The organism is Paenibacillus alvei DSM 29 (genome assembly GCF_000293805.1).
Classification (GTDB): domain Bacteria; phylum Bacillota; class Bacilli; order Paenibacillales; family Paenibacillaceae; genus Paenibacillus_B; species Paenibacillus_B alvei.
In genome coordinates this window covers 103,415-129,874 of record NZ_AMBZ01000003.1, presented here as the reverse complement: position 1 = coordinate 129,874, position 26,460 = coordinate 103,415, and the positions used below count along the sequence as shown (strand labels likewise).

At 45.4% G+C, this 26,460-nt stretch carries 24 protein-coding genes and 1 other RNA gene; 10 read left to right on the top strand and 15 right to left on the bottom strand.

Going from position 1 to position 26,460, the window contains the following annotated elements; translation table 11 throughout:
* Window positions 1-289 precede the first annotated feature (289 nt).
* Genes PAV_RS11140 through PAV_RS11130 form a run of 3 tightly spaced genes read left to right on the top strand, consistent with a single transcriptional unit; the run spans window position 290 to window position 3,565 of the window.
* Window positions 290-1,093: an ABC transporter ATP-binding protein gene (locus tag PAV_RS11140; RefSeq protein WP_005546130.1), complete on the top strand. Its 804-nt coding sequence runs from the start codon at window positions 290-292 to the stop codon at window positions 1,091-1,093.
* A complete protein-coding gene (locus PAV_RS11135; RefSeq protein WP_005546128.1) occupies window positions 1,041-2,429 on the top strand; it encodes an ABC transporter permease in 1,389 nt (462 codons plus the stop codon). The genes PAV_RS11140 and PAV_RS11135 overlap by 53 nt, the downstream gene beginning before the upstream one ends.
* A 56-nt stretch (window positions 2,430-2,485) precedes the next feature.
* A complete protein-coding gene (locus tag PAV_RS11130) occupies window positions 2,486-3,565 on the top strand; it encodes an efflux RND transporter periplasmic adaptor subunit (RefSeq protein WP_005546125.1) in 1,080 nt (359 codons plus the stop codon).
* A gap of 114 nt (window positions 3,566-3,679) precedes the next feature.
* Here the strand turns inward: PAV_RS11130 and PAV_RS11125 are convergent, their stop codons facing one another.
* Window positions 3,680-5,026, bottom strand: a complete 1,347-nt coding sequence (locus PAV_RS11125) for a hemolysin family protein (protein ID WP_005546124.1) — start codon at window positions 5,024-5,026, stop codon at window positions 3,680-3,682.
* A 289-nt stretch (window positions 5,027-5,315) separates the two neighbouring features.
* Here PAV_RS11125 and PAV_RS11115 point away from each other — a divergent pair, with 289 nt between their 5' ends.
* On the top strand, window positions 5,316-5,705 hold the full coding sequence (locus PAV_RS11115) for a hypothetical protein (RefSeq protein WP_005546119.1): 390 nt from the start codon (window positions 5,316-5,318) through the stop codon (window positions 5,703-5,705).
* A 93-nt stretch (window positions 5,706-5,798) separates the two neighbouring features.
* Here PAV_RS11115 and PAV_RS11110 read toward each other — a convergent pair whose 3' ends face one another.
* The 3 genes from PAV_RS11110 to PAV_RS11100 all read right to left on the bottom strand — a co-directional run bounded on the left by PAV_RS11110 (window position 5,799) and on the right by PAV_RS11100 (window position 8,191).
* Window positions 5,799-6,221, bottom strand: coding sequence for a DUF309 domain-containing protein (locus PAV_RS11110; protein ID WP_005546118.1), 423 nt, complete (start codon window positions 6,219-6,221; stop codon window positions 5,799-5,801).
* Window positions 6,218-7,027 carry a GTP diphosphokinase gene (gene yjbM / locus PAV_RS11105; RefSeq protein WP_005546116.1) on the bottom strand — a complete coding sequence of 270 codons (810 nt, stop codon included), beginning with the start codon at window positions 7,025-7,027 and terminating at the stop codon, window positions 6,218-6,220. Before yjbM ends, PAV_RS11110 begins: the two co-directional genes overlap by 4 nt.
* A 69-nt stretch (window positions 7,028-7,096) precedes the next feature.
* Window positions 7,097-8,191, bottom strand: a complete 1,095-nt coding sequence (locus PAV_RS11100; RefSeq protein ID WP_005546114.1) for a quinone-dependent dihydroorotate dehydrogenase — start codon at window positions 8,189-8,191, stop codon at window positions 7,097-7,099.
* A gap of 277 nt (window positions 8,192-8,468) precedes the next feature.
* Here PAV_RS11100 and PAV_RS35265 point away from each other — a divergent pair, with 277 nt between their 5' ends.
* On the top strand, window positions 8,469-8,606 hold the full coding sequence (locus PAV_RS35265) for a hypothetical protein (protein WP_005546113.1): 138 nt from the start codon (window positions 8,469-8,471) through the stop codon (window positions 8,604-8,606).
* A gap of 84 nt (window positions 8,607-8,690) precedes the next feature.
* Here the strand turns inward: PAV_RS35265 and PAV_RS11095 are convergent, their stop codons facing one another.
* The 6 genes from PAV_RS11095 to PAV_RS11070 form a co-directional block, all read right to left on the bottom strand.
* Window positions 8,691-10,142, bottom strand: a complete 1,452-nt coding sequence (locus tag PAV_RS11095) for a L,D-transpeptidase (protein WP_005546111.1) — start codon at window positions 10,140-10,142, stop codon at window positions 8,691-8,693.
* Between the two features lie 22 nt (window positions 10,143-10,164).
* Complete coding sequence (locus PAV_RS11090; RefSeq protein ID WP_005546108.1) at window positions 10,165-11,880, bottom strand: stalk domain-containing protein; 1,716 nt, start codon at window positions 11,878-11,880, stop codon at window positions 10,165-10,167.
* A 21-nt stretch (window positions 11,881-11,901) separates the two neighbouring features.
* Entirely contained in the window at window positions 11,902-13,896 is a 1,995-nt protein-coding gene (locus PAV_RS11085; protein ID WP_005546107.1) for a FecR family protein, read from the bottom strand.
* 82 nt (window positions 13,897-13,978) lie between these two features.
* The gene (locus PAV_RS11080) at window positions 13,979-15,841 is read right to left on the bottom strand and encodes a CHASE2 domain-containing protein (RefSeq protein ID WP_005546105.1); all 1,863 of its coding nucleotides are present in this window, start codon (window positions 15,839-15,841) and stop codon (window positions 13,979-13,981) included.
* Between the two features lie 266 nt (window positions 15,842-16,107).
* On the bottom strand, window positions 16,108-16,341 hold the full coding sequence (locus tag PAV_RS11075; protein WP_005546103.1) for a ferredoxin: 234 nt from the start codon (window positions 16,339-16,341) through the stop codon (window positions 16,108-16,110).
* A 119-nt stretch (window positions 16,342-16,460) separates the two neighbouring features.
* Window positions 16,461-17,765: a DNA polymerase IV gene (locus tag PAV_RS11070; RefSeq protein WP_005546101.1), complete on the bottom strand. Its 1,305-nt coding sequence runs from the start codon at window positions 17,763-17,765 to the stop codon at window positions 16,461-16,463.
* Window positions 17,766-18,055: 290 nt separating this feature from the next.
* Here PAV_RS11070 and cimA point away from each other — a divergent pair, with 290 nt between their 5' ends.
* A complete protein-coding gene (gene cimA, locus PAV_RS11065; protein WP_005546099.1) occupies window positions 18,056-19,669 on the top strand; it encodes a citramalate synthase in 1,614 nt (537 codons plus the stop codon).
* A 79-nt stretch (window positions 19,670-19,748) separates the two neighbouring features.
* On the opposite strand, the gene PAV_RS11060 is transcribed toward cimA, so the two are convergent.
* Window positions 19,749-20,300, bottom strand: coding sequence for a TlpA family protein disulfide reductase (locus PAV_RS11060; RefSeq protein ID WP_005546097.1), 552 nt, complete (start codon window positions 20,298-20,300; stop codon window positions 19,749-19,751).
* A gap of 175 nt (window positions 20,301-20,475) precedes the next feature.
* Between PAV_RS11060 and PAV_RS11055 the strand changes: the two genes are divergently transcribed.
* The 3 genes from PAV_RS11055 to PAV_RS11045 all read left to right on the top strand — a co-directional run bounded on the left by PAV_RS11055 (window position 20,476) and on the right by PAV_RS11045 (window position 23,074).
* A complete protein-coding gene (locus PAV_RS11055; protein WP_005546095.1) occupies window positions 20,476-21,684 on the top strand; it encodes an MFS transporter in 1,209 nt (402 codons plus the stop codon).
* A gap of 197 nt (window positions 21,685-21,881) precedes the next feature.
* Window positions 21,882-22,334, top strand: coding sequence for a helix-turn-helix domain-containing protein (locus tag PAV_RS11050; RefSeq protein WP_005546094.1), 453 nt, complete (start codon window positions 21,882-21,884; stop codon window positions 22,332-22,334).
* A gap of 53 nt (window positions 22,335-22,387) precedes the next feature.
* The gene (locus PAV_RS11045; protein ID WP_005546092.1) at window positions 22,388-23,074 is read left to right on the top strand and encodes a zinc metallopeptidase; all 687 of its coding nucleotides are present in this window, start codon (window positions 22,388-22,390) and stop codon (window positions 23,072-23,074) included.
* Between the two features lie 89 nt (window positions 23,075-23,163).
* Here PAV_RS11045 and gltC read toward each other — a convergent pair whose 3' ends face one another.
* Together gltC and PAV_RS11035 are read right to left on the bottom strand one after the other, a co-directional pair.
* Window positions 23,164-24,108, bottom strand: a complete 945-nt coding sequence (gltC, locus tag PAV_RS11040; RefSeq protein WP_005546090.1) for a glutamate biosynthesis transcriptional regulator GltC — start codon at window positions 24,106-24,108, stop codon at window positions 23,164-23,166.
* A 108-nt stretch (window positions 24,109-24,216) separates the two neighbouring features.
* Window positions 24,217-24,810: a rhomboid family intramembrane serine protease gene (locus tag PAV_RS11035; protein ID WP_005546089.1), complete on the bottom strand. Its 594-nt coding sequence runs from the start codon at window positions 24,808-24,810 to the stop codon at window positions 24,217-24,219.
* Window positions 24,811-25,010: 200 nt separating this feature from the next.
* Between PAV_RS11035 and tpx the strand changes: the two genes are divergently transcribed.
* Window positions 25,011-25,529: a thiol peroxidase gene (gene tpx, locus PAV_RS11030; RefSeq protein WP_005546087.1), complete on the top strand. Its 519-nt coding sequence runs from the start codon at window positions 25,011-25,013 to the stop codon at window positions 25,527-25,529.
* Between the two features lie 126 nt (window positions 25,530-25,655).
* Here tpx and PAV_RS11025 read toward each other — a convergent pair whose 3' ends face one another.
* Both PAV_RS11025 and ssrS read right to left on the bottom strand, forming a co-directional pair.
* Window positions 25,656-26,048 (bottom strand): DUF1499 domain-containing protein, encoded by a 393-nt coding sequence (locus PAV_RS11025; RefSeq protein WP_005546086.1) that lies wholly within the window; start codon window positions 26,046-26,048, stop codon window positions 25,656-25,658.
* A 146-nt stretch (window positions 26,049-26,194) separates the two neighbouring features.
* A non-coding RNA gene (gene ssrS, locus PAV_RS33325) (6S RNA) lies at window positions 26,195-26,377 on the bottom strand.
* Between the last annotated feature and the right edge of the window lie 83 nt (window positions 26,378-26,460).

The window sequence follows — 26,460 nt, the reverse complement described above, 5'->3', positions numbered from 1 at the left end:
CCACTGCATGCTCACCTCCATGCTGCACGGGTTGATGTGCTTCTTCGATCCAGGTTTTATGTCAAAATGTACACATGCCTTCTTAAGCCATGCCATTACAGCATACCATGCCGACATCGCGAATAACAACGAATCCTCAATTTGCGTGACAATTCTCGAGTTCTCCTTACAATATTGTCACAATGCAACTTAGGAAGAAACTTTCACGTTTATCCACCGTATGGAACACTGTCATTTCCTAGATCAATACATACCTACATCGAAGTAATAGAAAGAAAGGAGGAGCCGAATGCTACGTGTCGAAGGTCTGTCACACTCATTTAAGAACGGCCCCGAAACAACCCAAGTACTGCATTCCATTAATTTTGAAGTTAAGCGCGGCGAGATGGTTGCACTGCTAGGCAGCTCAGGTTCTGGTAAATCCACATTGCTCAACTTAATGGCGGGCTTAATGAAGCCAACTGAAGGGAGCATTTATATTGCAGATCAGGATATTGTAAAGCTGAACGAGAACTCACTTGCTGAATTTCGACGCAAGCATATTGGTTTCATATTTCAAGCGTACGAGCTAATAGCCAATTTAACTGTACGTGAAAATGTAGAGCTCCCACTTATTTTCCAAGGCATACGTCCAGCCGAACGAAAGCAAAAGGCGATCCGTCTGCTTGAACAGGTTGGTATTCCTGACAAGGCTGAACTGTTCCCATCTCAATTGTCTGGTGGGCAGCAGCAGCGTGTCAGTATCGCACGCTCGCTTATTACCGAGCCATCGGTTGTTTTTGCGGACGAGCCTACCGGTAATCTGGATACACGAACAGAAGAAGAAATCATCGCAATCCTAAAAAACTTAAACGAAACCGTAGACACCACCTTCATTATCGTCACACATGAAATGGAAGTGGCCGAACAAACAAAACGCATTATTACTTTAAAGGATGGCATATTGATCGAGGACGGATTGCACACGCACGTAAGTCCAATGTTGACGACAGAAGCTGTTCAGGACGAAAAGTTCTTCATCCCGTTGGAGGTGAGCAGTCGTGAGAGTACGAGACTACCTCCATCTATCATGGGATCAATTGAAGAGACGTAAGGTTGTTACTGGCTTATGTGCGGCTGGAATTTCGATTGGCTGTGCCGCAATTATTATTGCGATGAGCGTCGGGGAATCTGCACAAATGTTTGCAGAAAAACAATTGAACTCCTTTTTAAAGATGGACGAAATTACGGTTACTCCGAATACGGGGGTCAGCCAAGGCGGAAATCAAGGCAAAAACGGCGGACAGCAGGCCAAAGGTGCAGATAACGAGAACGTAGAACGCGGAAAGATTACAGCGCAAAAGATTGAGGTCATCCGCAACATCCCTCATGTAAAGGCAGTGGCGCCATTCCAGCAATTTGGTTATTTGGAAATGAGCACATTGGATGACCGCCGTACTGGAATTGAAGTATTTGCAACAGATCTCAATTCGTTAACTCAATTTGACAACAAATTTATGCAGGGTTCTCCTTCCGACCTCGATGGTACCGTCATCTTAAACTATGGAGGAACCCTAGGACTTGTTGATCAAGAAACGATGGATAACCTGATCGAACAGTTGTCTAACAATCCGTATGACGATTCACTAATGGAGCAGTACAACAATCTTAATCGCATCCCTACTGCGATGTATCAGCGACAAATACGTCTCAAAACGATGCTGGGTAATGGCGACAGCAAGACCTACACGAGCTCTCCGCTTCGGGTATCTGGCATACTTAAGAAGCCGGCCGGTGTCAGTGAGAATCAGGTAGCATACGATAAGAAACTTTACGTATCTCTTGAAACCGGCAAAATGCTGATGCAAGAGCTGCGCTTGAATAACGGCAATGAAGAACATGGTACATATAACAATGTCATCGTGAAAGTAGACGATCAAGCGAATGTAGGACAAGTCGAGAAGCAAATTAAGAAGCTAACGCTGAACACACAAACAAACCTGCACCAGAAGGATCGTTTGCAGGAGAACTTCGCCATTATTAAAACGATTGCACTGGGCATTGGCCTATTTGTTCTTTTCATCGCTTCCATTTCGATTGTGGTCGCGATGACCATGTCAACCTATCAGCGGCGCCGACAGATCGGCATCATGAAGGTACTCGGGGCGAACCTGAGACAAATTCGCAATATGTTCATCATTGAGGCGGCACTGCTTGGATTGGTTGGCGGATTGATTGGAGTTATGCTGTCTTACTGGATCGTATGGGCCATTAACGGGGTGACAGCAAGTACAATGTCAGAGAGTACAGGAGATGCGATTATCTTCATCTCCTTATCCAATATTCCAATCGGAATTATTTTTGCGATCGTGACAGGCATTCTGTCTGGTATATATCCAGCCATCAGCGCCTCTCGTACCGATGCTCTAACCGCTATTAAGCGAGACTAAGTGCCATCGTTCAATTGCAGTCCGCAGTTGTTCCACATAGAGGAGGACATAACCATATGAAATCGATATTAAAATGGTCAATTATCATACTTATTTTAGGCGGTATCAGCTTTGGATTGTACCGATTCGCCAACCCTGCGCAGCCGGAAGTTCCAATGGATAATGCAGGTGCTATCACCTTCCCCGTTACGAAGGAAACACTTGTCAACCATATCGAGGTAAAGGGAAAATCGACATACGAGAAGGAAACAATCGTATATGCTCCATTCGGTGCCGAGGTGAAGCAATGGGCAGTGAAAGACGGACAGCAGGTGAAAAAGGGCGACCTCATTTTCCGCCTCGATCCAAGTTCGCTAACGAATGAAATCGCACAAGCGGAAGCTGCCATCAAGAAGCAGCAGTTGGAAACACAGCTTGCGAAATACCAATCCGCCCTCGGGGAAGAAGATCAAGCCCTTCCTTCCACGGAGGCCGAAATGAAGAAAAAATTCGTCGAAAAAGAAACGACCAAGCTGCAGCAAGAGCTTAACAATGTGACGGTCGATATTCAACGCAAGGAAATTGCTCAGAAGCAGAAAAAGGTGGATGCATCCGAATACATCGCCCCTTCGCCTGGCATTTTCCTGTATGATGACCCGAACAAAATTCCGAAAGCATTAAAGGAAAATGATCGCGTCGGTAAAATCGTAGATTTGAAGAAATTGCAGCTCGTCACTCTTGTTGGCGAACAAGATGTATTCCGGATTAAGCCTGGCATGGCTGTTGAGGTAAAGATGAACGCCATGAAGAATGTCAAGCTTCAAGGTAAAGTTCTAAAGGTGTCCAAGTTCGCTAAGGCTGTATCCGAAGAACAAAGCAATCAGCCTGCACAATTCGAAGTCATCATCGGACTCGATGCCAATGAGAACCTGATTGCCGGCCTTAGCCTTACTGGCCAAATCGAGACGCAGCGTAAAGAGAATGCGATTGTCGTTCCTACTGTTGCGGTAATGCGTGAGAAGGACAGCGTCTACGTCATGCTGGATAAAGGAAATGGTCAAGTAGAGCGTAAAGATATCAAGGTTGGCTTGGAGACAAGTGAAAAGACCGAGGTGCTGGAAGGACTTAAAGAAGGCGATACGGTCGTACTGCAATAATTCGTACTTTCTTTGAAATTAGCGGTATAGAGCATAATGCGGTTCAGTTTGATTAGATGAAACGAAGAAGCACCCTGCAAAACCTAAATGGTTCTGAGGGTGCTTCTTTTTACATTAGAGCGAAGATTGCTCAGCTTCTATGTCATCGAACTCCAGCATCGTAACAGGTTGACCTGTCGCAATCTGAACTTTGCGAATTCGATGTTTTTCCCGCTCAAGCACGGTGAATTGAACGCCATTCCATTCCAACTGAGAACCCTTTTTGCAGTCCGGCATTCGATCATACAACCATCCTCCGATTGTATCGATATCTTCATGCTCAAGATCAGTGGAGAGCAAGTTATTCACGTCGGTAAGCAGCACCTTGCCATCGAAAATGAAGGTGTGCTCATTCACTCGTTCAATCTCAGGACGCTCTTCCTTATCGAATTCATCGCGTATGTCGCCAACGATTTCTTCCAATATATCTTCAATCGTGATCATGCCTGATGTTCCGCCATACTCGTCAATCAGGATCGCCATATGCGTGCTTTCTTTCTGCATGCGCTTCAGGAGTTGATTGATCGGTGTAGATTCAGAGACGGTAAGAACAGGAAGCATGATGTCAGACAATTTCTTATCAGCCGCTTCATCATACTGCAGGAACAACTGCTTTGTGTTGATCATGCCCACAATAAAGTCCTTGCTTCCACGGATAATGGGATATCGGGTATACTGCTCTCGCTTCATTACGGGGATGCTCTCTACGACAGGCAAGTCTTCCGACAAGCAGATCATATCGGTTCGAAGCACCATAATTTCCTTAGCCAGCAATTCGTCAAATGCAAATATGCGGCTTACATATCCAAACTCGGTTTTATTGATTTTACCGCTTTCATAGCTCTCATTCAAAATAATTTGGAGCTCTTCCTCGGAATGAGCTTCTTCCTGTTCTTTCGCAGGCTTCAATCCAAATAAGCGGATAAATCCATTTGCAGAGCTGTTCAACAACCAGATGAACGGATACATCACCTTGTGAAACCAGATAATCGGTCTTGCAAACAGCAAGCTGATCTTCTCCGACTTCTGAATCGCCAGTGTCTTCGGGGCAAGCTCACCTACCACCACATGAAGGAACGTAATGACGATAAATGCAATCACAAAGGAAAGAATAGACCCTGCCTGCTGTGGAACAGATAACCATACAAATACGGGATGAAGCACCTTCTCAACCGAAGGTTCTCCCAGCCAACCAAGTCCCAGCGCTGTAATCGTAATGCCTAATTGACACGCTGACAAATAGCCATCAAGATTGCTCGTCACTTGTTTCACCGCAAGCGCATTTTTGCGTCCTTCCAGAACCAATTGATCAACACGGCTGGAGCGGATTTTAATGATTGCGAACTCTGTGGCTACAAAAAAGCCGGTAAGGATAATCAGTATTGCTACTAAAATGAAGCTGATACTCGGGGGTAAATCCATTATTCGTCTCCTTTAGATACAAAATATGAAGCTTATTTCCACATATTATACAGGTTCCAGGAAAGGAAAACAAAAGCCTCTACAGTCGGAAAATGACTTCTATCGTTATTGATATTCCAGTCCTCCAGAAAAATAACATCATCACGCGTCATTGCACGAGCGCATGCTCTCCTATACGCTGTAGAACCAATTTTGTATGAAATCATCGCATCCGGTGTAACCATACAAGCCACCTCATTCTACCGCTCATATAATAATTTTGCAGACCGGCAAGATTGGGGGTGAAGTGATGGCTATTTTGTTTAATAGAACACTAATATTCGATAATTTGTCTGAATTGCTCGTAGGTAGAAATAAGTTTGAGCTTGTGCTTCAAAATGGCATAAATCAAAGTCTATGCGACCTTCACATTGCTACTAAGAATAACCTTGGCATCCCGCCACAGCTCGCCTCATTGAAAGTGCAGACAACTTTCGAATCAAAAACATTGGTATTGAGCCCGCCTGTAATATCACTTGATGTAGACTTCCTGACTCTCTTTAATAGCAAACAATGCGTTCCGTTTGGAACACTGAACAGTATCTTCTTACTGACATTGACATTTACAAGAACGTTTTTGCCGGGTGACACTCTGGTGATCGCTCCAACTAACAGTCTCGGAACCCTTGTCATTGCCTAATTCGTAAAAACTGTAGATATTACAGCAGAACACCATTTCCGACCTCGTCATGAAATGGTGTTCTGTATCTCCGTTTATTCGAATATGACATGTTTAGTCATGCAAGGATGGCAACTCACAGCTCGAAATAAGGAAATGAAGTTCTTGATCGACAATCCGAATCGTAATGTCTTGAAATGGCGGCAAATTATCCTCATGCTGCTGCAAGGCGTCCAACACTTCTTCTGCATCGGTGCGCAGTTGATGTAAGTCAATCCCCAGCACAAGATTAGGATAGGCGTGCAGCTTTTGAAGCGCGGCCACAAGAAGCTTGACCGCTCCGGAACGGTTGCCGTTCTGAAAATGATGCAGTCCAACCGCTACTTGCAGCAGGCCTTGGAGAAGAGGCTTCCGCCCCTCCTCAAGCCATAACTCTTCCATGACATCATGACATTGATAGTAGTCCCGCTCCTCATTGAACAGCTTGATGAACTGAACATACAGCCTATCATAAGGGAGAGCCTGTTCGGCATTCATAGCTGAATGTCCCCGTTCTTCTTCGCACTCTCCAGCTCCCTCGTGATCTCTTCCTCTAAATTTTTCAGTTCTGTAATATCATCCTTCTCCCATACTTCATTGAAGCGATTCTGGAATTGAATGGCTTCAGAAATACGGTGATAATAATACAGTTCTTGAATAAAGGACAGGCATTTCTGCACAATCTTCGACTTATCTTCGAAGCTCTGTTGTGCGACGAGAATTTCCTGACGGATGCTGGACATTTCGTTATCCAATACAAATGCCGCTTCCGCTGCCGTCTTCAGCCGCTGGCGAACTTCCTCAGGAAGGCTGTCCTTGTATTTATAATTCAATGAATGTTCAATCGTCGCCCAAAAATTCATCGCCAGGGTACGAATTTGGATTTCTCCCAAAATCATTTTCTGGCCAAGCGCCGTTTGAACCGGATATTCGATAATCATATGGAAACTGCGATAACCGCTTTCCTTATAATTGGTAATGTAGTCCTTCTCATATACGACCTTCATGTCCTGGCGATTGCGAATTAAGTCTGCCACTCGATGAATATCATCGACGAACTGGCACATAATCCGAATGCCTGCGATATCCTCAATTCCCCGCTCCAGTTGATCAAGGGGCACCTCAAGGCGCTTCGATTTTTCTAGTATGCTGGAAATTCTCTTCACCCGGCCCGTTACAAACTCGATAGGTGAATATTCTTCTCGCTTCTTCAATTCAGTTCGCAACGTTTTGAACTTGACCTTCAGCTCTTCGACGGCCTGTGCATAAGGCAGCAAAAAATTTCCCCAATCTCTTCCGTCCATTTGTATGCCTCCTGTCCATTCCAACCATTCGTTCAGTGAACCTGTGGTGTATCACGATACGACCATTTCTTATCGATGATCAGCCCCAATAGCTTCTGAAATATGCTTGAATCCATCCTGCTTCATTAGTCGCTTCAAGCCTGAAGCCAGCTCACGGTTAATTCCAGGCCCCTTATAAATGAGACCCGTATATATTTCGACCAGACTCGCACCGGCACGAATTTTTTGATACGCATCTTCTGCAGTGAATATGCCACCCGACCCAACAATTGGGATGGCCCCTTTGGTCATACGATATACTTGCGACACAACTTCAGTCGAGCGTTCTGTCAGCGGCTTTCCACTTAATCCCCCATTTTCCAAGCGATGGACATGGGTTGCTCCCATGCGAGACAGCGTAGTATTTGTAGCAATGATCCCCGATACTCCACTCTGTACAATCGTCTCGGTCATGCTTTCCAATTCGCTATCCGATACATCCGGAGCGATTTTGACGAGAATAGATTTATTTTGGCCATGAGCCGCATTTTGGCGATTCATTTCATCTACGACTAAGTTCAATAGTGCCCTCAACTCGTCACCATGCTGTAAATTCCGCAGATTGGGCGTATTTGGTGAACTGATATTGACTACGAACAGATCTGCCACATCATACATCGTTTGTATGCATTTCAAGTAGTCTTCATACGCCTTATCATTCGGGGTAGCTTTATTTTTACCGATATTGACCCATACCGGAATTGGTCGCTCCTTTATCGCTGTCAATCGCTCGTGCATAGCTTCCGTTCCTTCATTATTGAAGCCCATTCGATTGATTAACGCTTCGTCTGGAGGAAGCCGGAACATGCGCGGCTTATCATTGCCAGGCTGTCCTTTGGGCGTGACAGTACCCACTTCCATAAATCCGAAGCCAATGGAAGAGAATCCGCGGACGGCCTCCGCATTTTTATCTAGTCCTGCCGCAAGTCCAATCGGACTATGGAATGTGAGACCGAACAGTGAAGTCGTCATGGCGGGATCTGCCTTGACTCCATACATTCCACGCATCATGGCAAGCGCACCGGGCACCTTCGCTGCTTGCGCCATGCCACCTATAACGAGGTGATGCGCTTTTTCAGGATCTAATTTGAAAAATATCGGTTTAGCTATGTTGCGATATAACAAAGGTTCCACTCCGTTCATTGTGCCATACATGTAAGCCATGATTACTGACAACATCGTATAGTTACCGTACCGCGCAAGACTTATACTTAAATCCTAACAATATGCTATGTAACATCCTTGGCGGGCATAAAAAAGGCTCCATGTCATAGTTTAAAGGTTTCTAGCACAAAAGAAAAGTACATATGTCATCCAACCCTGACTGGTCAAACATTTAGAAAACGATTACAATAGGCATATAGAGGTTTTATAGAAGATTTATAAAGAAAGGTGATGACCTATGGCAGTGAAACGCAAATCCCCAACAATACCGGCTAAGCATGCAGAAGAAGTGAACAAAAAGGCGATCTTATGGGTCGGAGGGGTTCTCTTGCTATTTGTCATAATCGTATCTACACTGCTTATTGTAAATGGATAGCATTTCCCATTATTTACGAAGAAGAGCCAGAACTCAAGTCACACTTGAGAATTCCGGCTCTTCTTCTTGATAAGAGCATCATATTTACAGCCAGCGATATCTCTTGTTCGGATTGTCCTGCTTCGGGCTCAAGTTAAGTCGATAGCGGCTGTCCTTATCCGGCACAAGCAGCTCCTCTGGCAATATATCAGAACCTATCACGACTTCTGTTCCGATCGGCACCATATCGAACAATTCCTCAACATCTTCCTTCGACATCCGCACACAGCCAAGCGACTTATCCAATCCAATGCTATCCGGCTCATTCGTGCCATGAATGGCATACAACGTATCTGACAAAGTCATCCCCCGACTGCCAAAGTCGCCAATTGACGACCCGTTCGGATCCACTACCTTTTCGGTAATTCGAAACGAGCCCAATGGAGTTCGTTTGCCACCAAGACCAACTTTGTAATTTCTCAGCATAATTTTACCACTTACGACCGCAAGTCGATGATGCTTCCTATCGACCAAAATACGCATTGGCTCTCTGAACGGATCTGATTCATCGCTCCATATATTTTGAAGTGCCTGCTGCTTCGCCTTCTTAGGGGCTATCTGCTTCGCCTTTTTCATATGAGACATATACGATGCAGCTATCTCGTCATAGGCTTGGGCGATTTGAGGAGTAATGCCTGACACTACATTGTTCGGGTATTTGCTTGCTAGTTTCGACCATTGCTTAGGCGCTTGATCATTCATTTGCAATACAGCCGTAAGTGCAGACTTGGCTACCAGCCGCTCCACACTTCTTGGCATCCATTGCTGTACAAATGAACTTGCCTGTACACGGTCAGCGTCACACTTGCACTGCTTGCCTTGCAGCGGAGTCACAACGATGTTTTGCCCGTTTGAATCTGCAGACAGCCGGTAGTCGGGACGCAGTGGAGCCTTCCACATCCACCATTGCTGATGAGTGCGAATATGAAGCAGATAGTGAACATGATTCACTTTGGAGGCAATGTGTTTGGCATCCTTCAACGCATGGCCGAATGCAGCATCGTCTTGTTCCGGAACGAGTATGCCTGCTTGAGATGGAATCGATAAAGCACCATTCGGTAGATGCACATCCTTTTTTTTAGAAATCGCATCGTCTTTTGCTTCCCCAGCTTCACTCTCAACAGAAGCAGGATACATTCGAGAAGGAGCTTTCACTTCACCAGCTATCGAGCCGAGCAGCAGAAAGAGCAGAATAGCAATGCCAATTCGCTTCTTCCCATTTCGGGAGATGTGTGATGCTGCTTGCTGCCGCTCGGTGTTCTCTGCCAATTCCTCAATCTCCTCAGATAGACGAGGCACATTCTCAAAGGCATGATAGATGTCCCCTGCTTCCTTGAAGCAATAATTCGCCTTGCCTTGCTCACCATTTCGCTCATATTGCTTGCCTAGCAGATACCAGGCCATCCGATTATCCGGATGCGACTCAATATACTCCTTTATATATGCTTGGTCTTTCTTCGATCCGAGTGGATGTTTTCCATCCGATGAAGAAGTCAATTACATTCCTCCCTCCGGCACATTATTTAGCTGTTATTCGCTGAGGCGGGAAGCACGTTCCCGTTGCCGCATAGCGCAGGAAAATTCGGTCTCTTACTACGACTGCCCTTGCTTGTGCAACCCACTGGACATCGAAGCCGAATTGTTCAGCCACAAAGCGGACAGGCACTAATATTCTGCCGTTCTGTATGAAGGGAGCTGTAGGAAGCTTCAATACAGATGATGTACCGTTATCTTCCACATTCACTTGGTTGCTTCCTGGACGCAGTTCGATGCTGCTCTCCCCAAGTTGAAGAACCACTCGCTTACCTGCTCGCCACTCCGTCTTATAACCCAAGGTTTCTGCCAGAACCCTTAATGGCAAAAAGGTTCTGTCGCCCTGAATAATCGGCGCCGTATCCGTATACAAAGGCATACGATTGTATACTAACTGAACCTGAGATGCGCGCGATTGATCCAAAGGTCCCATAACGCATTCAGGAAGCTCATAACGGCGAATAAGTCGGATTGCATTATTAAATCCTTCTGCCACCGCTATTGACCCATTCGCGAGCACAGCAACGGCTGTCGGCTCATGCAGCTTAGCATAAGAAGTAATTCCGTCCAAATCACCGCTTTTGCCAGCTTGTCCGCTTAGTGTAACAACCTCTCCCTTATATATATATCGGACAACATGATTCCATCTGTCTGCGACTACAATCCCATTTTCATTCGTAATTGCAATTCCTGTAGGGCTATTGAATATCGAATTCGAAGCAGCGCCATCGCGATATCCTCCTGGCGCATACAGTACTCGCTGGACACCTGGTAAGGTATACCCGGCAGTAGAACTGCTCCCTGCAATCGTTGATACACTTCCCTGTTTCAAATCAATGAGACGAATACGCTGGTTGCCCGTATCTGCAACAGCTAGTTTGCCATCATTCATCAAGGCAATCCCGCTCGGTTCATTGAACATCGCTTCTGTCAGGTTGCCGTCTTTAAAATCACCTGCTCCTGTTACTGACCCCGGTGAATATTCCACGATACGGGAAGAACGGGCAGTTAATGTAGTGACCATCCCCATTGCATCAATTCGTCGAATAACGTGATTCAATGAATCGGTAACATATATCGCTCCATCATCCGCTACGGCTATGGCTCGCGGCGTATGGAAGCGCGCTGTCCCTGCTGCACCATCCTTCCAGCCAGGAATACCATCGCCGGCTACTGTGGTCACTTTTCCAGCCCCATCTATTTTACGAATGACATGGTTTCCTGCATCCGCCACGTATAGATTTCCTTTTTTATCTGCTGCAAGTCCTGTCGGCTGATCGAATTGTACCTGAGCCTGCTCTCCATCCTCCCAGCCCTGCTTATTGATCATTCCTATAGTTGCCGTTATGCGTCCCTCAGCATCCAAGCGACGAAGTACATGATTACGCGTATCGGTAACAATAATCGATTGATTTTCCCCTGCTGCAATTCCTGTGGGGAATTGCAGGCGCTCCACTTGCTTATTGGCCATTGCTTTGCCAGATAGGTGCACCGTTTCATACCAATGTGATGCGGCCTTCCAGGCAGTCATCTCGATTGCAGGGGAAGTAAAGTGTTCAAAGGCTTGAGCCTGTTCAGACTTCTTGTTCAACGATGGGGCTGCTGCATATACCTCGACAGAGGATGCCATCGCTGCAGTACCAGCTATTAATATGAAGACGATGACAAGATGCATTTTTCCCGTGATTTGTCCGACTTTCATTTCCAATATCTCCTTCAACCGTTACGGAATAAGCTTGATTTCGAGCGGTTTCTCCATCGTATTAACTTGCAGCAGCAAACCTTTTTCATCATAAAAACGAACATTCGTCAATTTTAATGACACTGGATTATTGCTTCCATTTGTTTTAAACGGCAGCTTGACGAGCGTATCGTCGCTGTTGAGTGCTACATATCCAGATGTAGTCATCATAATGCGATATGTGATTAATGACTGGGTTGCGGTCACCACGGAATCGACACTATTGCTCTTTGCATAATCTCCAGGTTGGTGTGCAATTTGAAATTTGCCACCGCCATCTCGATATTTCTCTTTATTTGCTTGCAATTCCCCTGTGTCTAGTTCAGCTCCCTTTTCTATCTCAATGGTGAACTGCAATGAAGCTGCGTTTACAGGGGCGGTTAGGCGCTTCAGTATCGCCGTCACAATGAATTGATCACCTGACTTGACTTCATCCTTATCAGCGGCCAGTTCAAGAACGTGTTCTTGTGGCTTTGGATCCGGCTTTGGATCCGGTTTCGGATCTGGCTTTGGATCTGGTTTCTCTGGATCCGGACGACTTGGATCAGGGGAACTCGGATTGACCGCTCCGCCTTGAAAATCCTTATCTTTGTTAGATTCCTGACATACTCGATTTTCGTATGCATTTTCACATACTTCCAGTTGAGCTTTTTTTAAATTTTCTATAAATTGCTGCTTCATAAGTTCCGAGCTCAGTGAGGCCTCATAATTCTTCTCTACTTGTCCCTGTTCTTGAAGCTCCGCAGCCTTTCGCTGCTGCTCAAGGGCTCCTTCCTTTTTCAGCCCATCATTTGCTTCTAGCTCTCCCAACCCCGCCTGTTCCTCTACATGCTTATGTATGAAGGTCTGCTGCTGAGATTCTTCCTTTGTCAATAATAGCGTTGCTGTTTTCCATGGTAACCCGCTCAGGTTCGCTTCCTGCTCTGTCAGCTTTCCATACTCTACAGCAGTTCGAACCACATAAGCAATGAAGCTGCTCATATTATGAGCGACCCGTTTCTCAAGTGGTTCCGCCTTGCCGCTATTCGCAATATTCTCGATAAGTTGATCAGAGCCTCCGCGCAGTATCCCGCTAAATTTCCCCTGCAGCATCCCATAAGATTGAAGAACCTCACATGCACGCAACTGTAGACTGGCTCCTTCACATTTTCCCTCTGACCACTGTTTCATGGTCGTCTTATTCTCCTCTTCTGCATCTGCCGCACCAGCAATCATCGCTTTCACAACTGCCATATCCCATTGTGTAAGCAGTGTCCCTGCATCCGCATACCCATATTTATAGTCAGTTCCTAACCCTGATAAAGTAAACGCAGCCGTTTGTGCAGGAAATACATCTTGATGGCCGATTGTCACGACCTTACTTTTACCGAATGATGTATCCTTTTTTTGCGGCTGGCTGCCTGATAAATCAGAACTGCTGCTGACCTTGATTGGGAATTCCGTTCTTACAATCCCCGCTGTAACATACAACTGTGTCAGTCCATTTAAGGGATAGACCTTGACCCCGAATTGCGTGCCGCGAACCGCCATAACCGTTGTTGGCGTCTCCAGCACAAATCGATCATCGATTCCTGCAATAGACTTTACCTTGGTAAAGACGGAACCTGCCCATACACCGATGCGAGTCTTCACACCGCCGTCCTTTTTTAACTCGGTAAAGCTAACATCTGCATCTGCGCCAATCGTCAGTTCATCCTCTTTATCTCCCCCGACCAATTGAATGACAATTCGGGATTTATCTCCGGTACGAAGGCGATCTCCTTGATTAATACTCATTTTTTTAAATACTTGAATCGGCTTATCTCCTCCGGCCTTGGTAACCGACACACTGCCTTTCCATTCCTTCACAATACCCACTCGTACGGCTTTGGCTGCACCCTCTGCACCATATGCAGTTCCCCATGATCCAGCTCCAAACAGTGTAAAAAACACCACCATAAAGGCGAGACTGCTTTGCAACAAGCGTTTCTTTCGCATTCTTCCATGCTCTCCTCATTTCTCAGACATAAGATTCATTTCTAGAACCGCTATCATGAACATGTTGGCGAATCTATCCAACTCAGTTTCCTTCCCGCTCAGCACGAACTTCATAAGCTAATACTTGTTCCGATTTCCCTTTTAATTGAAGTGCTCCAATACTTGTCACTTCAAAACGATTGCAAATTCTCAAATAGGTTTCCTTTCCAACAACAATTTGCCCCGGCAAGGCTCGTGATTCCAATCGCGAAGCTACATTGACGGTATCTCCGATGGCCGTATAGTCCAAGCGCAGTTGCTCAGAACCGACATTTCCAACTATCGCTTCCCCACTCTGAATACCGATACCGATTCCAAATCGGTCACTCAGCTCAATTTCCTGCAATAATTGAGTACGCAATTGCTCAGCACAGCGTTGAAGCTCTAATGCGGCTCGTACTGCGTGTTCAGCATGATTATCAAGATGCTGCGGCGCTCCAAAGATTGCCATAACGCCATCGCCCATAAATTTATCCAAGGTTCCATTATGCTTAAATATCGTGTTTGCACACAAATGCAAGTATTGATTCAGAAGTTGGATCGTTACTTCAGGAGCGAGCCTTTCAGACAATGGAGTAAATCCTCTTACATCAATGAACATAACCGAAATGTCAGTACGTACTCCTCCTGCCTTAACAGGTGCTTGTGATTCCAGCAGCTTCATCACAACCGCAGGTGATACATACCTGCCAAATAAATCTTCAACATGCTGTCTTGCTCTGCGTTCTTCTCGGCCCCGATAGGCAACGATGAGAACAAAAGAAGCCCCCATTCCGCAAAGCTCAGTAAAGTAGGGAATGAAGACAGAGCCACTCTCGTAAATACCAATCCATACGATTGTAAATACAAAGACGATACCTATTGCTGCAGCAACACCTTGAACGCCTCGAATTCGCGATGCGCTCCAACCTACAATGCTAATTCCTAGAAGTAATGCAATCACATTCCAAAAAAACGGAGCTTCCTTATAAAAGCGACCTTCCACTAGCGATTGAACCATATTCGCGTGAATCTCCACGCCATAAAGTGTCATTGATCGACTAAGCGGCGTCATGTGCCGGTCGCTTAATGAGGCTGCATAGGGGCCTATTAAGACGACGGAGTTCTTGTAATAGGAAGGATCAACAGTACCATTCCATACATCTGCAAACGACTGACGATCATAGCCGTACAGATTGTCCGTGCTATCGCCATAAATGGAAGAGAAATAATCGAATGCGACTTGATCCCGATTCTCTGTCGGAATCACCTTCTCCCCCCGATACCAACGGCCGCTTAACCCATCCCACCGAATTTGCTTATCTTCTGGCAATAACTGATTCGCGGCTAGAACATCTATAGAAGGAATCATCTTTCCATGTTCATCCGGAATGCCTAAACTAATTTTTCGAATAACGCCGTCACCGTCTGGAATTACATTCACATGTCCGAGTTGACTATCAGCAACTCGAATGGAAGATGGAGGCCGCTCAACACCAGACGCTTCGAGAGAATGGGCATTCTCTTGTAAAGGAAGAAGTGAAACCTGCACCGGCAAGTATATTGACGGGTATGTACTCAATTGTTCAGATAAGCGTTCGTCCTCCTCTTCATGCATAGAGGGATCAAGCATCAGTAAATCGATGACGACCGCCCGGGCACCGGCATGCATCAACCTTGCACTTAATTCGGCATAATAGGAGCGAGACCATGGAAAAGAGCCGAGTTGTGCTAATGAAGGCTCGTCAATCGCTATCATCTTGATTCGATCATCGGGCTGCCGCTGTTCAATACTCTTCGTTCGCAAAGCATCACGAAATGCCTGCTCCGCCATATGAAACACGCCACCAGCTCCATGAGTGTACACATATACCATAATCATGGTCAGCAGCGATACGATCAATGCCGGGACAACGAATTTTCTCATCTCGAAATCACCTACTTCACCTTGGCAGCATGAACCAGTTTATTGCTACAATCAAGAATGATATATTCTGCTATATTTAATCTATCATATTGTATGAGCGTATACGATGATATTGGTTATTTCAAGCTGAATTTTGTCGAATTTTGCGAATTGTTGCTTTGATGCAGTAATTAGTTGAGGTGAGCAGATATAATAAAATCCCCGCGGGAGGCGCGGGGATCGTGTAGGTATTTCTCTCTCTATGTGTGTAGTATGCTTCCAGTAGATTAGTTAAATGGTGCGTCCGCAATCTTAATAGAATCTGTTGGGCAGCCGTCTGCAGCATCTTGCAGATCGTCAAACAGATCGTCTGGGATAGCGGTTACCCCTTGGTTGTTGTCACCTTCAAAAATAACTTCTGCGATACCCTCATCATCGTAGTCATAAATGTCAGGTGCAGTAGCGCCACATGCTCCACAAGCGATGCATGTGTCTTTATCAACCCAAGTATATTTTGCCATTGGTCAGTTCCCTCCTGTAATCGTACAGATCTTCTTGGTTCCTCCGTTATCAATATAATACAAACAAGCTTGGAATTCAAACGATTTCCAACTTTTTTAAATGATTTGAAAATTATTAATTACTCGTCTGATCCATGCAGTGTATCGGTTTGAAGGGAAGTACCCCGAACACGGTGATTGCGAAGCAATGTAGAAGGATCATCTCCAAGCATTCCTAACGTAACAATCGCATTTTCTCCATATTTATCTCGTATCCGATCCATCGTCTCTATCAATTGCTCTCGCTTCGGCTGACGCTCGAAATCAAACAAATCCAACTGTACGGCCGCTTCTTGCTTTGCTACTAGATTTTGGCCCGTAATCCCTAGAAGCCGAATCGGCCTGCCTGACGTCCAGTGCTTCTCATAAAGCTTCCAGGCCTCATCCAACAAGCATCCAGCATCGTCTGTGGGTCTCTGGAGTGTGCTTGACCGCGTTATCGTCTTCATATCCGGAGTACGAATAGTAAGCTGTACAGTTTGTGCCATCAGTTTTTGCTTTCGTATCCGGCGCGCCACCTGATCTGCCAAGTTCAACAAAATTCTTCTTACTTCTTCCTTCGACTCCACATCCTTCGGCAAGGTCGTCGTATGGCCGATTGATTTGTTCTGTTCACGCTCTGCTTTCACTGGCGAATCGTCGATGCCATTGGCTGCCTGCTTCATCCAATGCCCCTGTATGCCGAACAATGACACGAGCCGCCCTTCATCGGTATGCGCCAGTTCTCCAATAGTGCGTATTCCCGCGCGGGACAGCTTATCAGCAGTTTTGCGACCAATCCCGAACAACTCGCCGCACGGTTTATGCCACAATTGCTTCGACATATCCCGAATTCGCAGGATGGTAATCCCATTTGGCTTTTTCATATCAGACGCCATTTTTGCAAGCAGCTTATTCGGTGCTATGCCAACTGAGCAAGGCAAGCTCAATTCCTCTCGAATCCTCGTCTGCAGTTCATTAGCAATGTCGAGCGGTGTGCCAAATATTTTGGATCCTGTAATATCCATATAACACTCATCAATCGAAACGACCTCTACTAGCGGGGTATAGCTGCGCGCGATTTCGATAAAGGCTCTTGAATATTTGCGATATAAATAAAAATCAGGCCGAATGACAATCAAGTGGGGACACAGCCGCATCGCCTCCTTCACATGCATTCCTGTGCGAATGCCAAGCTTGCGGGCAGCATAAGAACAAGTAACAATGATACCCTTGCGCAATTCCATGCTGCCAGCCACCGCCGTTGGCTGGCCTTGATATTTTTCAGGTTCTTCTGCTGCATGTACAGAGCAATAAAAAGCATTCATGTCGAGATGCAATATGACTCGACCCTTGGTCGGATAATATTGTTGTATGTAGTTGCGCGAAGTTTCGTTCTCATTCATAATACTGCCCCCTTCCTAACAGCTTCATTGTATTCATACAGCCTAATTAACTACGCAAGACAACGATCCCTTTATTTCTATATATTACCAAGTTATCTCGAACAATTGTTCTATTCTCTTATAAGCTTACTGATTACTACAATCCGTTGCAAGCATGAATACCAACTTCCTTTGCTAAAAAATCAAGTATACGATTATGATTTTCGACTATACAAGCAAGAAAGCAGTGCTATAATAGGGAAATAGTTATTTCCATATTCATCCTTGCATAACTTAAGGAGGTTCCTAGAATGTCAAAATTCATCTCTATCTTTGACACAACACTTCGCGATGGCACCCAAGGCGAAGGAATTAGCTTGTCCGCGGACGATAAAATCAAAATCGCGCGCAAACTTGATGCGATTGGCGTCACATACATTGAAGGCGGCATTCCGGGAAGCAACGGCAAGGATATTGAATTTTTCAAAAGAGTAGCTGCTTATTCATGGAATGCGAAACTAACGGCATTCGGCAGTACCCGACGCAAAGATTCACTCGCCGAACAGGACGCCAACCTAAATCGCATTATTGAAGCGAACGTTCCTACCGCAACGCTTGTAGGAAAGTCATGGGACTTCCACGTCCATACCGCCCTACAAACGACGCTGGATGAAAATTTAGCCATGATCTATGATTCTATCGCCTATCTGAAGCAAGCAGGACTTGAGGTGATGCTCGACGCAGAGCATTTCTTTGACGGCTACAAAAACAACACGGAATATGCGATTGCAGTACTGCGCAAGGCGCAAGAAGCCGGCGCTGACTGGGTCGTCATGTGCGATACCAATGGAGGCACACTGCCTAACGAAATCGGCACCATCATTCGAGATGTTCGCAACCATGTGCAAGTGAAGCTTGGCATTCATACACACAACGATTGTGAGCTCGCTGTTGCGAATACACTTGCAGCGGTAGAAGCAGGCGTCACACAAGTACAAGGCACAATCAACGGATATGGTGAAAGATGCGGCAACGCCAATCTATGCTCCATCATTCCGACACTTCAATTGAAGATGGGATACTCCTGTGTTGAAGATAGCCAGCTCCAAGCGCTAACACCGGCTGCTCGATATATAAGCGAGATCGCCAACGTAGCTATGCCTGTCAATCAGCCTTATGTAGGCAACGCAGCCTTTGCACATAAGGGAGGCATCCATGTCTCTGCGATCATGAAGGATTCTCGTACCTATGAGCATATCGTCCCTGAATTGGTTGGCAACAAACAACGGATACTTGTATCTGAATTAGCAGGCCAGAGCAACGTTCTTTCAAAGGCACAGCAATTAGGGTACGAACTTGATGCTACGAAGCCTGAAACGAGAGCAATTATGGATCGAATCAAGGAGCTTGAGCATCAGGGCTATCAATTCGAAGGCGCGGACGCTTCTCTGGAGCTCTTATTGCGTCAGGCTACAGGGCAAGCCGAGGATCCTTTCACATTTGAGTCGTTTAAAATACTGGTAGAAAAATCATCACAGCAATCCGTTGTATCTGAAGCAATCGTCAAGCTGCAAGTAGATGACGAGTCCATTTATATGGCCGCTGAGGGCAACGGCCCTGTGAACGCATTAGACAGTGCGCTGCGCAAAGCACTTAGTCGCCATTACCCTTCTATCGCAGACATGCATCTCACCGATTATAAAGTTCGTGTACTCGATGAGAACAATACGACAGCAGCCAAGGTACGAGTGCTGATCGAATCAACAGACTCCAACAATACGTGGAGTACAGTCGGAGTCTCCAGCAACGTTATTGAGGCCAGTTGGGAAGCACTTATCGACAGTATTCGTTACGCGTTAATAGGTCAAGAGAAGGTGGCTACGTCCACCGAGCGCAAAGAGCAGGTTGGACTCGTCAATCACTAACGTAATGCAAATATTCTTTCATAGAGATAGAGCCATGACCTCCTTGATAAGTGGTCATGGCTCTATTTACTTCAGTTCGTTATTCTGCAATGACTTGTTGAATGGCCTGTTCTAATTCAGCAGGTGGCCTGATACCATCATAACGCTGACGAATTACTCCGTTCTTATCCAGCAGTACATTCGTTGGGAAGCCAATTCCATTATACGCTTTGAACGCCTGCCCTCTACTATCCAGAAGAACCGGATTCGTTAAACCATAGGCCGCAACGAATTCCTTGGCTCCTTCTTCTGTATCGTGAGCGGTTACATTAATCGATACCATTAACAGCTTATCCTTATACTTCTCGTGCAGCTTCACCAAATCAGGCGCTTCAGCCTTGCACGGATCACACCAGGAAGCCCAAAAGTTAACAAAGATCGGCTTGTCTTGCTTCCCGCCTACCGTAATAGGTTTCAACTCAGACCCTAGCACATTCAATGAAATCGATGGCGCCAAGTCCCCAACCTGCCCGCCAATTTTGGTCGGAGCTCCATTATTGCTGACTGTAGATGTCGACTTATCTTGATTGTTCCATATCGCAATTCCAATGAGCAGCACACTCACTACAAGCAATAGTAAACTTTTTTTCATCCTATATTCTCCTTGTTCGCATCTTGTTCCGTGTTCATATTGTACCCTTTTTCCAGTAAAAATACGATTCCCTTCCGACAATCACCTTTCCTAACCTGCTCACGTATGCCAACCGAGTTATGCGGGTACAGTAACGACGAACTGACTCAAAGACTACACGAAGGAAAGGTAATGTATGTCATCACAACAATCTCGGCCACTATGGCTTGAATATGCAGCTCTGGCAACCGTCCCCCTTGTTATGGTACTGGGAAATTCCATGCTTGTCCCGATTTTGCCCGAAGTCAAGCGACATCTTGGATTGACTTCCCTTCAGACGAGCCTCATTATTACTTTGTTCTCGCTATCTGCCGCCATTATTATCCCGGTCGCAGGATATTTGTCCGACCGATTTGGGCGCAAAAAAATTATTATCCCGGGACTTATTATTTACGGAGCAGCCGGGGTATTTACCGGGCTGGGCGCACTGTGGAATTCGTACCCGCTGCTTATTAGCTCCCGGGCTATCCAAGGCTTAGGTGCTGCAGGAACTGCTCCAATTGCCATGGCTCTCGTCGGTGATTTATATAAGGAAGCAGAAGAGAGTCAAGCCATGGGACTAATTGAAGCATCGAATGGAGCCGGCAAAGTCATTAGTCCAATCCTTGGAGCCGCGCTTGCGCTGTGGACATGGACAGCCCCATTTTTTGCTTTTCCTTGCTTTTGCGCTTTGTCGCTAGTAGCGATTATTTGGCTAATCAAGGAACCTCGACGCAAGCAGGAGCCTACTCCGTTGAAAACGTACTTGCACAATGTTGCCGAAATATTCAAAAAAATGGGGCGTTGGCTAATACCCGCTTTTTTTGCAGGCTCGCTCGCCTTATTCATTTTGTTCGGCATTTTGATTTATTTATCCGATATATTAGAGGAAAAGCCATATTCCATTAAAGGTGTCGTGAAAGGTCTCGTGCTCGCGATTCCGCTGCTTGGCATTGTAACCACCGCCTTCATTACAGGTAGCTTAATTAAGAAAAACGGTATTCTCATTCGGCGTATGATGATAATCGGACTTGTCTGCATGTCACTATCACTCGGTCTTACGATCATGTTCCACAAGCAGATCGTGTGGTTCATTGCCTTAATTACGATTAGCAGCATCGGAACGGGAATGCTTCTTCCTTGCCTCAATACGATGATTACGGGAAGTGTGGAAAAAGCAGAGCGTGGGATGATAACGTCTTTGTACAGCAGTCTGCGCTTCTTCGGAGTTGCACTTGGGCCGCCACTGTTCACCTGGATGATGGAGAAGTCACATCAAATTATTTTTATTAGTGTGACGGCTTTATCTATTATTGCGCTTATACTCGTCTGCCTGTTCATTAAGCCAGATGCAAAGGTGCAATAGTGAAGATCCTATACAAATTATTTCCGACCTGGGAGCAGACAGCATCATTGTCCGCTCCTTTAATCCATTTAACCCCTAATACATAAAGGTTGTAAAAGTCATATAAATGTCATGTTTGGACTGATTATTCAGAACCATAACGTTTGACTGTATGGTTTGCTATCTAGTATCATAGATGAATAAGTGAGGTGATGACGATGGGGGCTACTAACAAGTTAATACGAATCGGAGAGCTGGCTCGCGCCGCGAATGTAAGTCAACGAACAATTGACTATTACACGACGATAGGCCTGATTGAACCGGTGAAGCGCACAAATACAAACTATCGTCTGTACAGTCATGAAACGATTGAACGAATCGAACGTATTAATCAATTAAAACAAGAAAAGTATAGTCTCGATGAAATCAAGCTTTACTTCTCGCAATTGAACAGTGTTACTGCCGAGCGTGAATTGGAAGAACGACTAACTGATTTGCAAATTCATCTGCAAAAACTAGAACGTGAAGCAAAAGAGCTTAGTCCAATGCTGGATAAGTTAAAACCAACACAAGCACAGTCATTGTTCAATCGTCTTGCTGCTCAGAGTGCAGCTTGTGTGGAGGTATTGCTCAATTTAATCGATAAGGGCAACAATCACTTTATGATGTAATACAACAATTGCCGCTAGACCGTACTCTTGATGTCTAAATGGGAGGTTTGAACATGCTATTTTTTCACCCGATGGATTTCTTGATTCTAATCGCTTTTGGATTATCAATTTGGGCGCAGTTCCGTGTTAAAGGAACCTTCCAACGATTTGCTCAAGTAAGAGCTATGAGTGGCTTGACCGGCTATGAAGCAGCACGTCGAATGCTGGATGCAAACGGCCTTCATGATGTTCCAATCGAACCGATTCAAGGTGCGCTTACCGACCATTACGATCCAATCAACCGTGTCGTACGGTTGTCAGAGCCTGTTTATTATGAAAATTCAATCTCAGCAATCTCAGTTGCCTGCCATGAAATTGGCCATGCGATTCAGCACCAGCAGTCGTATCCGATGCTCGTTCTGCGCCACCGCATGTTTCCGATAGTTAACTTTTCGTCCGGTATCGCACCATTCATGTTGATTGCAGGATTTCTTTTCCAATGGAGCAACCTGATTCTGTTAGGGATTATTTTCTTCTCTGCAGCCGTATTGTTCCAGCTTGTTACCTTGCCAGTTGAGTTCGATGCAAGTAGACGCGCACGCGATCTGATGATTGCTGAAGGGTACGTAACGAATGAGGAAGAGCGCGGTGTAGCGAAAGTACTTAATGCAGCAGCATTAACATACGTTGCAGCGGCAGCCATTTCTGTGCTGGAGCTTTTGAAGTACATTATGATATTTACAAATAATCGCAACGAATAAAAATGAATTAGCTTTCACGCACCGTAATTCAAAGAACCCCATTCCGATGCTTTCCCGCATGGATGGGGTTCTTCTGTGAACAGACTTAATCATGATAAGGTAGCAGAAGATGAAGCCTTCGTAGACTTAGCAAGCTGCTGCAAATCGTGCTGGGCAAAATATTGAAGTAAAAATGCATGAAATGTATGAGCAACTAACGGTAATTTCTCACCTGAACGATAAATGATGCCGATTGTCCTCGTTACTTCCGGGTTCACAACCCGCACTCGCGCAGGCTGCAGCTCTGAGGTATGCTGGAGGGCCATATCAGGTAACAAACTTACTCCCATGCCAGCAGCGACAAGTCCCCTTATTGTTTCTGTTTCCTCACCTTCGAAGCCAATACGCGGTGTAAAGCCAGCTTCGATACAGGCATCCCATACAATTGGCCGCAGGGAATACCCTTGACTAAACAGTACAAAAGCATCCTCCTTCAACTGAGTCAAAGAGATCTCCTCTTCAGTCGATAACGGGTGATGCGGAGGCAAAATTGCATATAATTCTTCGGTCAGTACAATTTCCCCCGTTACATGCTCACATTCCTTTGGGAATGGAGAAATGAACGCAAGATCCACTTCGCCGGAAATGACATCCCGAATAAGCGACGGATACATGCCCTGCTTGAATCGAAATTTCACATTCGGATGACGCTTACGGAATTCTGCTACAATACTCGGAATTAAATGCACGCCTAGGCTGTGAGGGAACGCAATTCGAACTTCCCCCAGCTCAGGATCCATAAACTCTTGTACTTCTTGAATCGCACGATCAAGATCCTTCAAAATCTCCTCCGCTCGCTTGCAGAACAACTGACCTACCGGTGTAAGCTGGAGGTTCCGACCCTTCTGTAGGAATAACTTAACACCAAGCTCTTCTTCCAACTGATGAATTTGCCGGCTAACGGCGGATTGCGCCACATGCAATTCTTCAGCGGCTTGCGTGACATGCTCTTTTTGCGCTACTTTCACAAAGTAGTGCAATTGCCTAAGTTCCACGACTTCTCGCTCCGTTCTGTCAATTATGCTATTTCATTTTCACTTGCAATCATGCCCTTCTATAAAAAGGGTTGATTTTACTTCCTAATCATCATATGCAAGCATCATTCAACGGATAAGCCGTAATATACCATATACTGCAAATCCTGCAGCCAATCCCCCCAAATGGGCGCTCCAGCTTATTCCTTGAATGACGAAAGATTGTACAATACCAATCCCTAATATAATTAACAATGTGCTTCGGGATGCCTCATCAAGGGTTTGGCGACGGAACAAAGCAATAAACAAATATGCACCGTATATGCCATAGATCGCACCTGAAGCCCCAACCGCAAGCGTCCCCCATTCAGACAGCCACAGCGCAGCAGCATTCCCTAACAAACCGCTGCATATATAGAGGACGGCATATTTGAACGATCCCATCATCTTTTCAAGTGGTGGTGCAAACACAAATAGGGCGAACATATTAAATAGCAAATGCTCGAATCCACCGTGAAGGAACATAGCAGAGGCCATGCGCCATGTTTCCTGAATATAGGGTGTTTCCTTATAGATCGCTCCATGCCGAAACAAATTTTCGCTATTCGTACCGCCGCTAATCAACAACACGATAAACATAATCACATTAGCGATGATAAGCAATGTGGTTATGGGGTAGCTTTTGACATAGGTACGCCAATTTTCATACCGAATAAAAATCATTAGGTCTCCTCACTTTCATCTGCTGGCTTACATACATAGGCGTACTGTTTTGTACCCATATTATCGCATACTTGAAATCATTCTCAATTATGAAGTGAATTCATCACGAAGCGACATTGGACAACCTTATATGCAAACCGTATAATGGACAATAGGTTTACCAATTATGTGCATGATATGTAAGAAGGAGGCTACCAACCATGTCCGCAGAACGTACAGGTGTGGCAACATTAAAGGGAAATCCTATCACATTGATCGGCCCCGAACTTAAAGTAGGCGATAAAGCGCCTGAATTTCAATTGAATAAATCGCTCGTTGATGTCGTTGGACTTGAACAATTCGCTGGCAAAGTAAAGCTGATCAGTGTTATTCCGTCTATCGATACTGGTGTATGCGATGCACAAACACGTCGCTTTAACGAGGAAGCTTCCAAGTTTGGCGAACAAGCCGCAATGATTACTGTTAGTGTTGATCTTCCAATGGCACAAGCTCGCTGGTGCGGAGCAGCCGGTGTAGACAATGTCGTGATGCTGTCTGACTATAAGGACAACAACTTCGGTAAATCTTACGGTGTACTTATTAAGGAATTGCATTTGGATATGCGCTCTATCTTCGTAGTAGATGCCGATAATACGATTCGTTACGTTGAATATGTTAGCGAGATGACAGAACACCCTAATTATGAGCAAGCATTGGCAGCTGTAAAAGCGCTTCTGTAACACCACGATACCAATCAACTAGAGTAAAAGCGAGAGAAGAGTGAAGGCTCCTCTCTCGCTTCTTGATTTCATTAACGAGTATTCTATTTCCGCACGGCACCCGCTACTACCTTCGCTCCAAGTTCGTTAGCTATTCATTTTATAAGATGCCAACTTCTTGTCCAATATGGCATACAGATCGAGAATAACTCGGTAGTTCGCGCCAAAATCACCAAGTCCGCCACGAGAAGCAGAATAGATATCGATTGCAGTCTTATTTGGCCCTACATTAATAACGGAGACGGTTATATCCATCGTCCGTCCTGTCATTGTTCTCTTCTCTAGCGTAATCTCGCCTACAGAAGACACCTCATGCAGCACTTTGTACCCTTGAATTTTCTTTAGTGTGGATGTGACTTCTCCCCAAGCTTTCTCTCGGGACATTTGATAATAATGCGTTTTCAATTTAGGGTCCTTTGCACGATCGCCGCTCGATTCAAAACTGCGAACGATACCGACCAGTACACGTTTCAGTGACAAGAGTGTGTTCCTCCTTTTTCTAGACAGCCGATGCTCACTTATCTATAGTGTATCATTGTTCGTGATCGAACGAAAGAGAATTTACATAGAAAAAGAAAACACCTCCTCCCATGAAGTCATTCATGAAAGAAGGTGATTCGCTAAGAAGAAAACCCGCCTATGCCGTTCAGCTCCTATGCTTCTGAACCCGCTCTCGCAGGTGGGTGTCCACATAAGCACATTTGACGTCCCTTCGGAGAGGGCTTGCCAGCAATGCTTAGATGTTGAACTCCCTAGAAACAAACATTGGTTCAAAACAACGTAAGCCTACACGTACATCGCAGGATGTATTGCTTATTATACTGTGTTGTTCACGCAAAGTAAACCATGCAAATTGCCTACTTATAATGGTCAAATGAAAGGCTACGATACG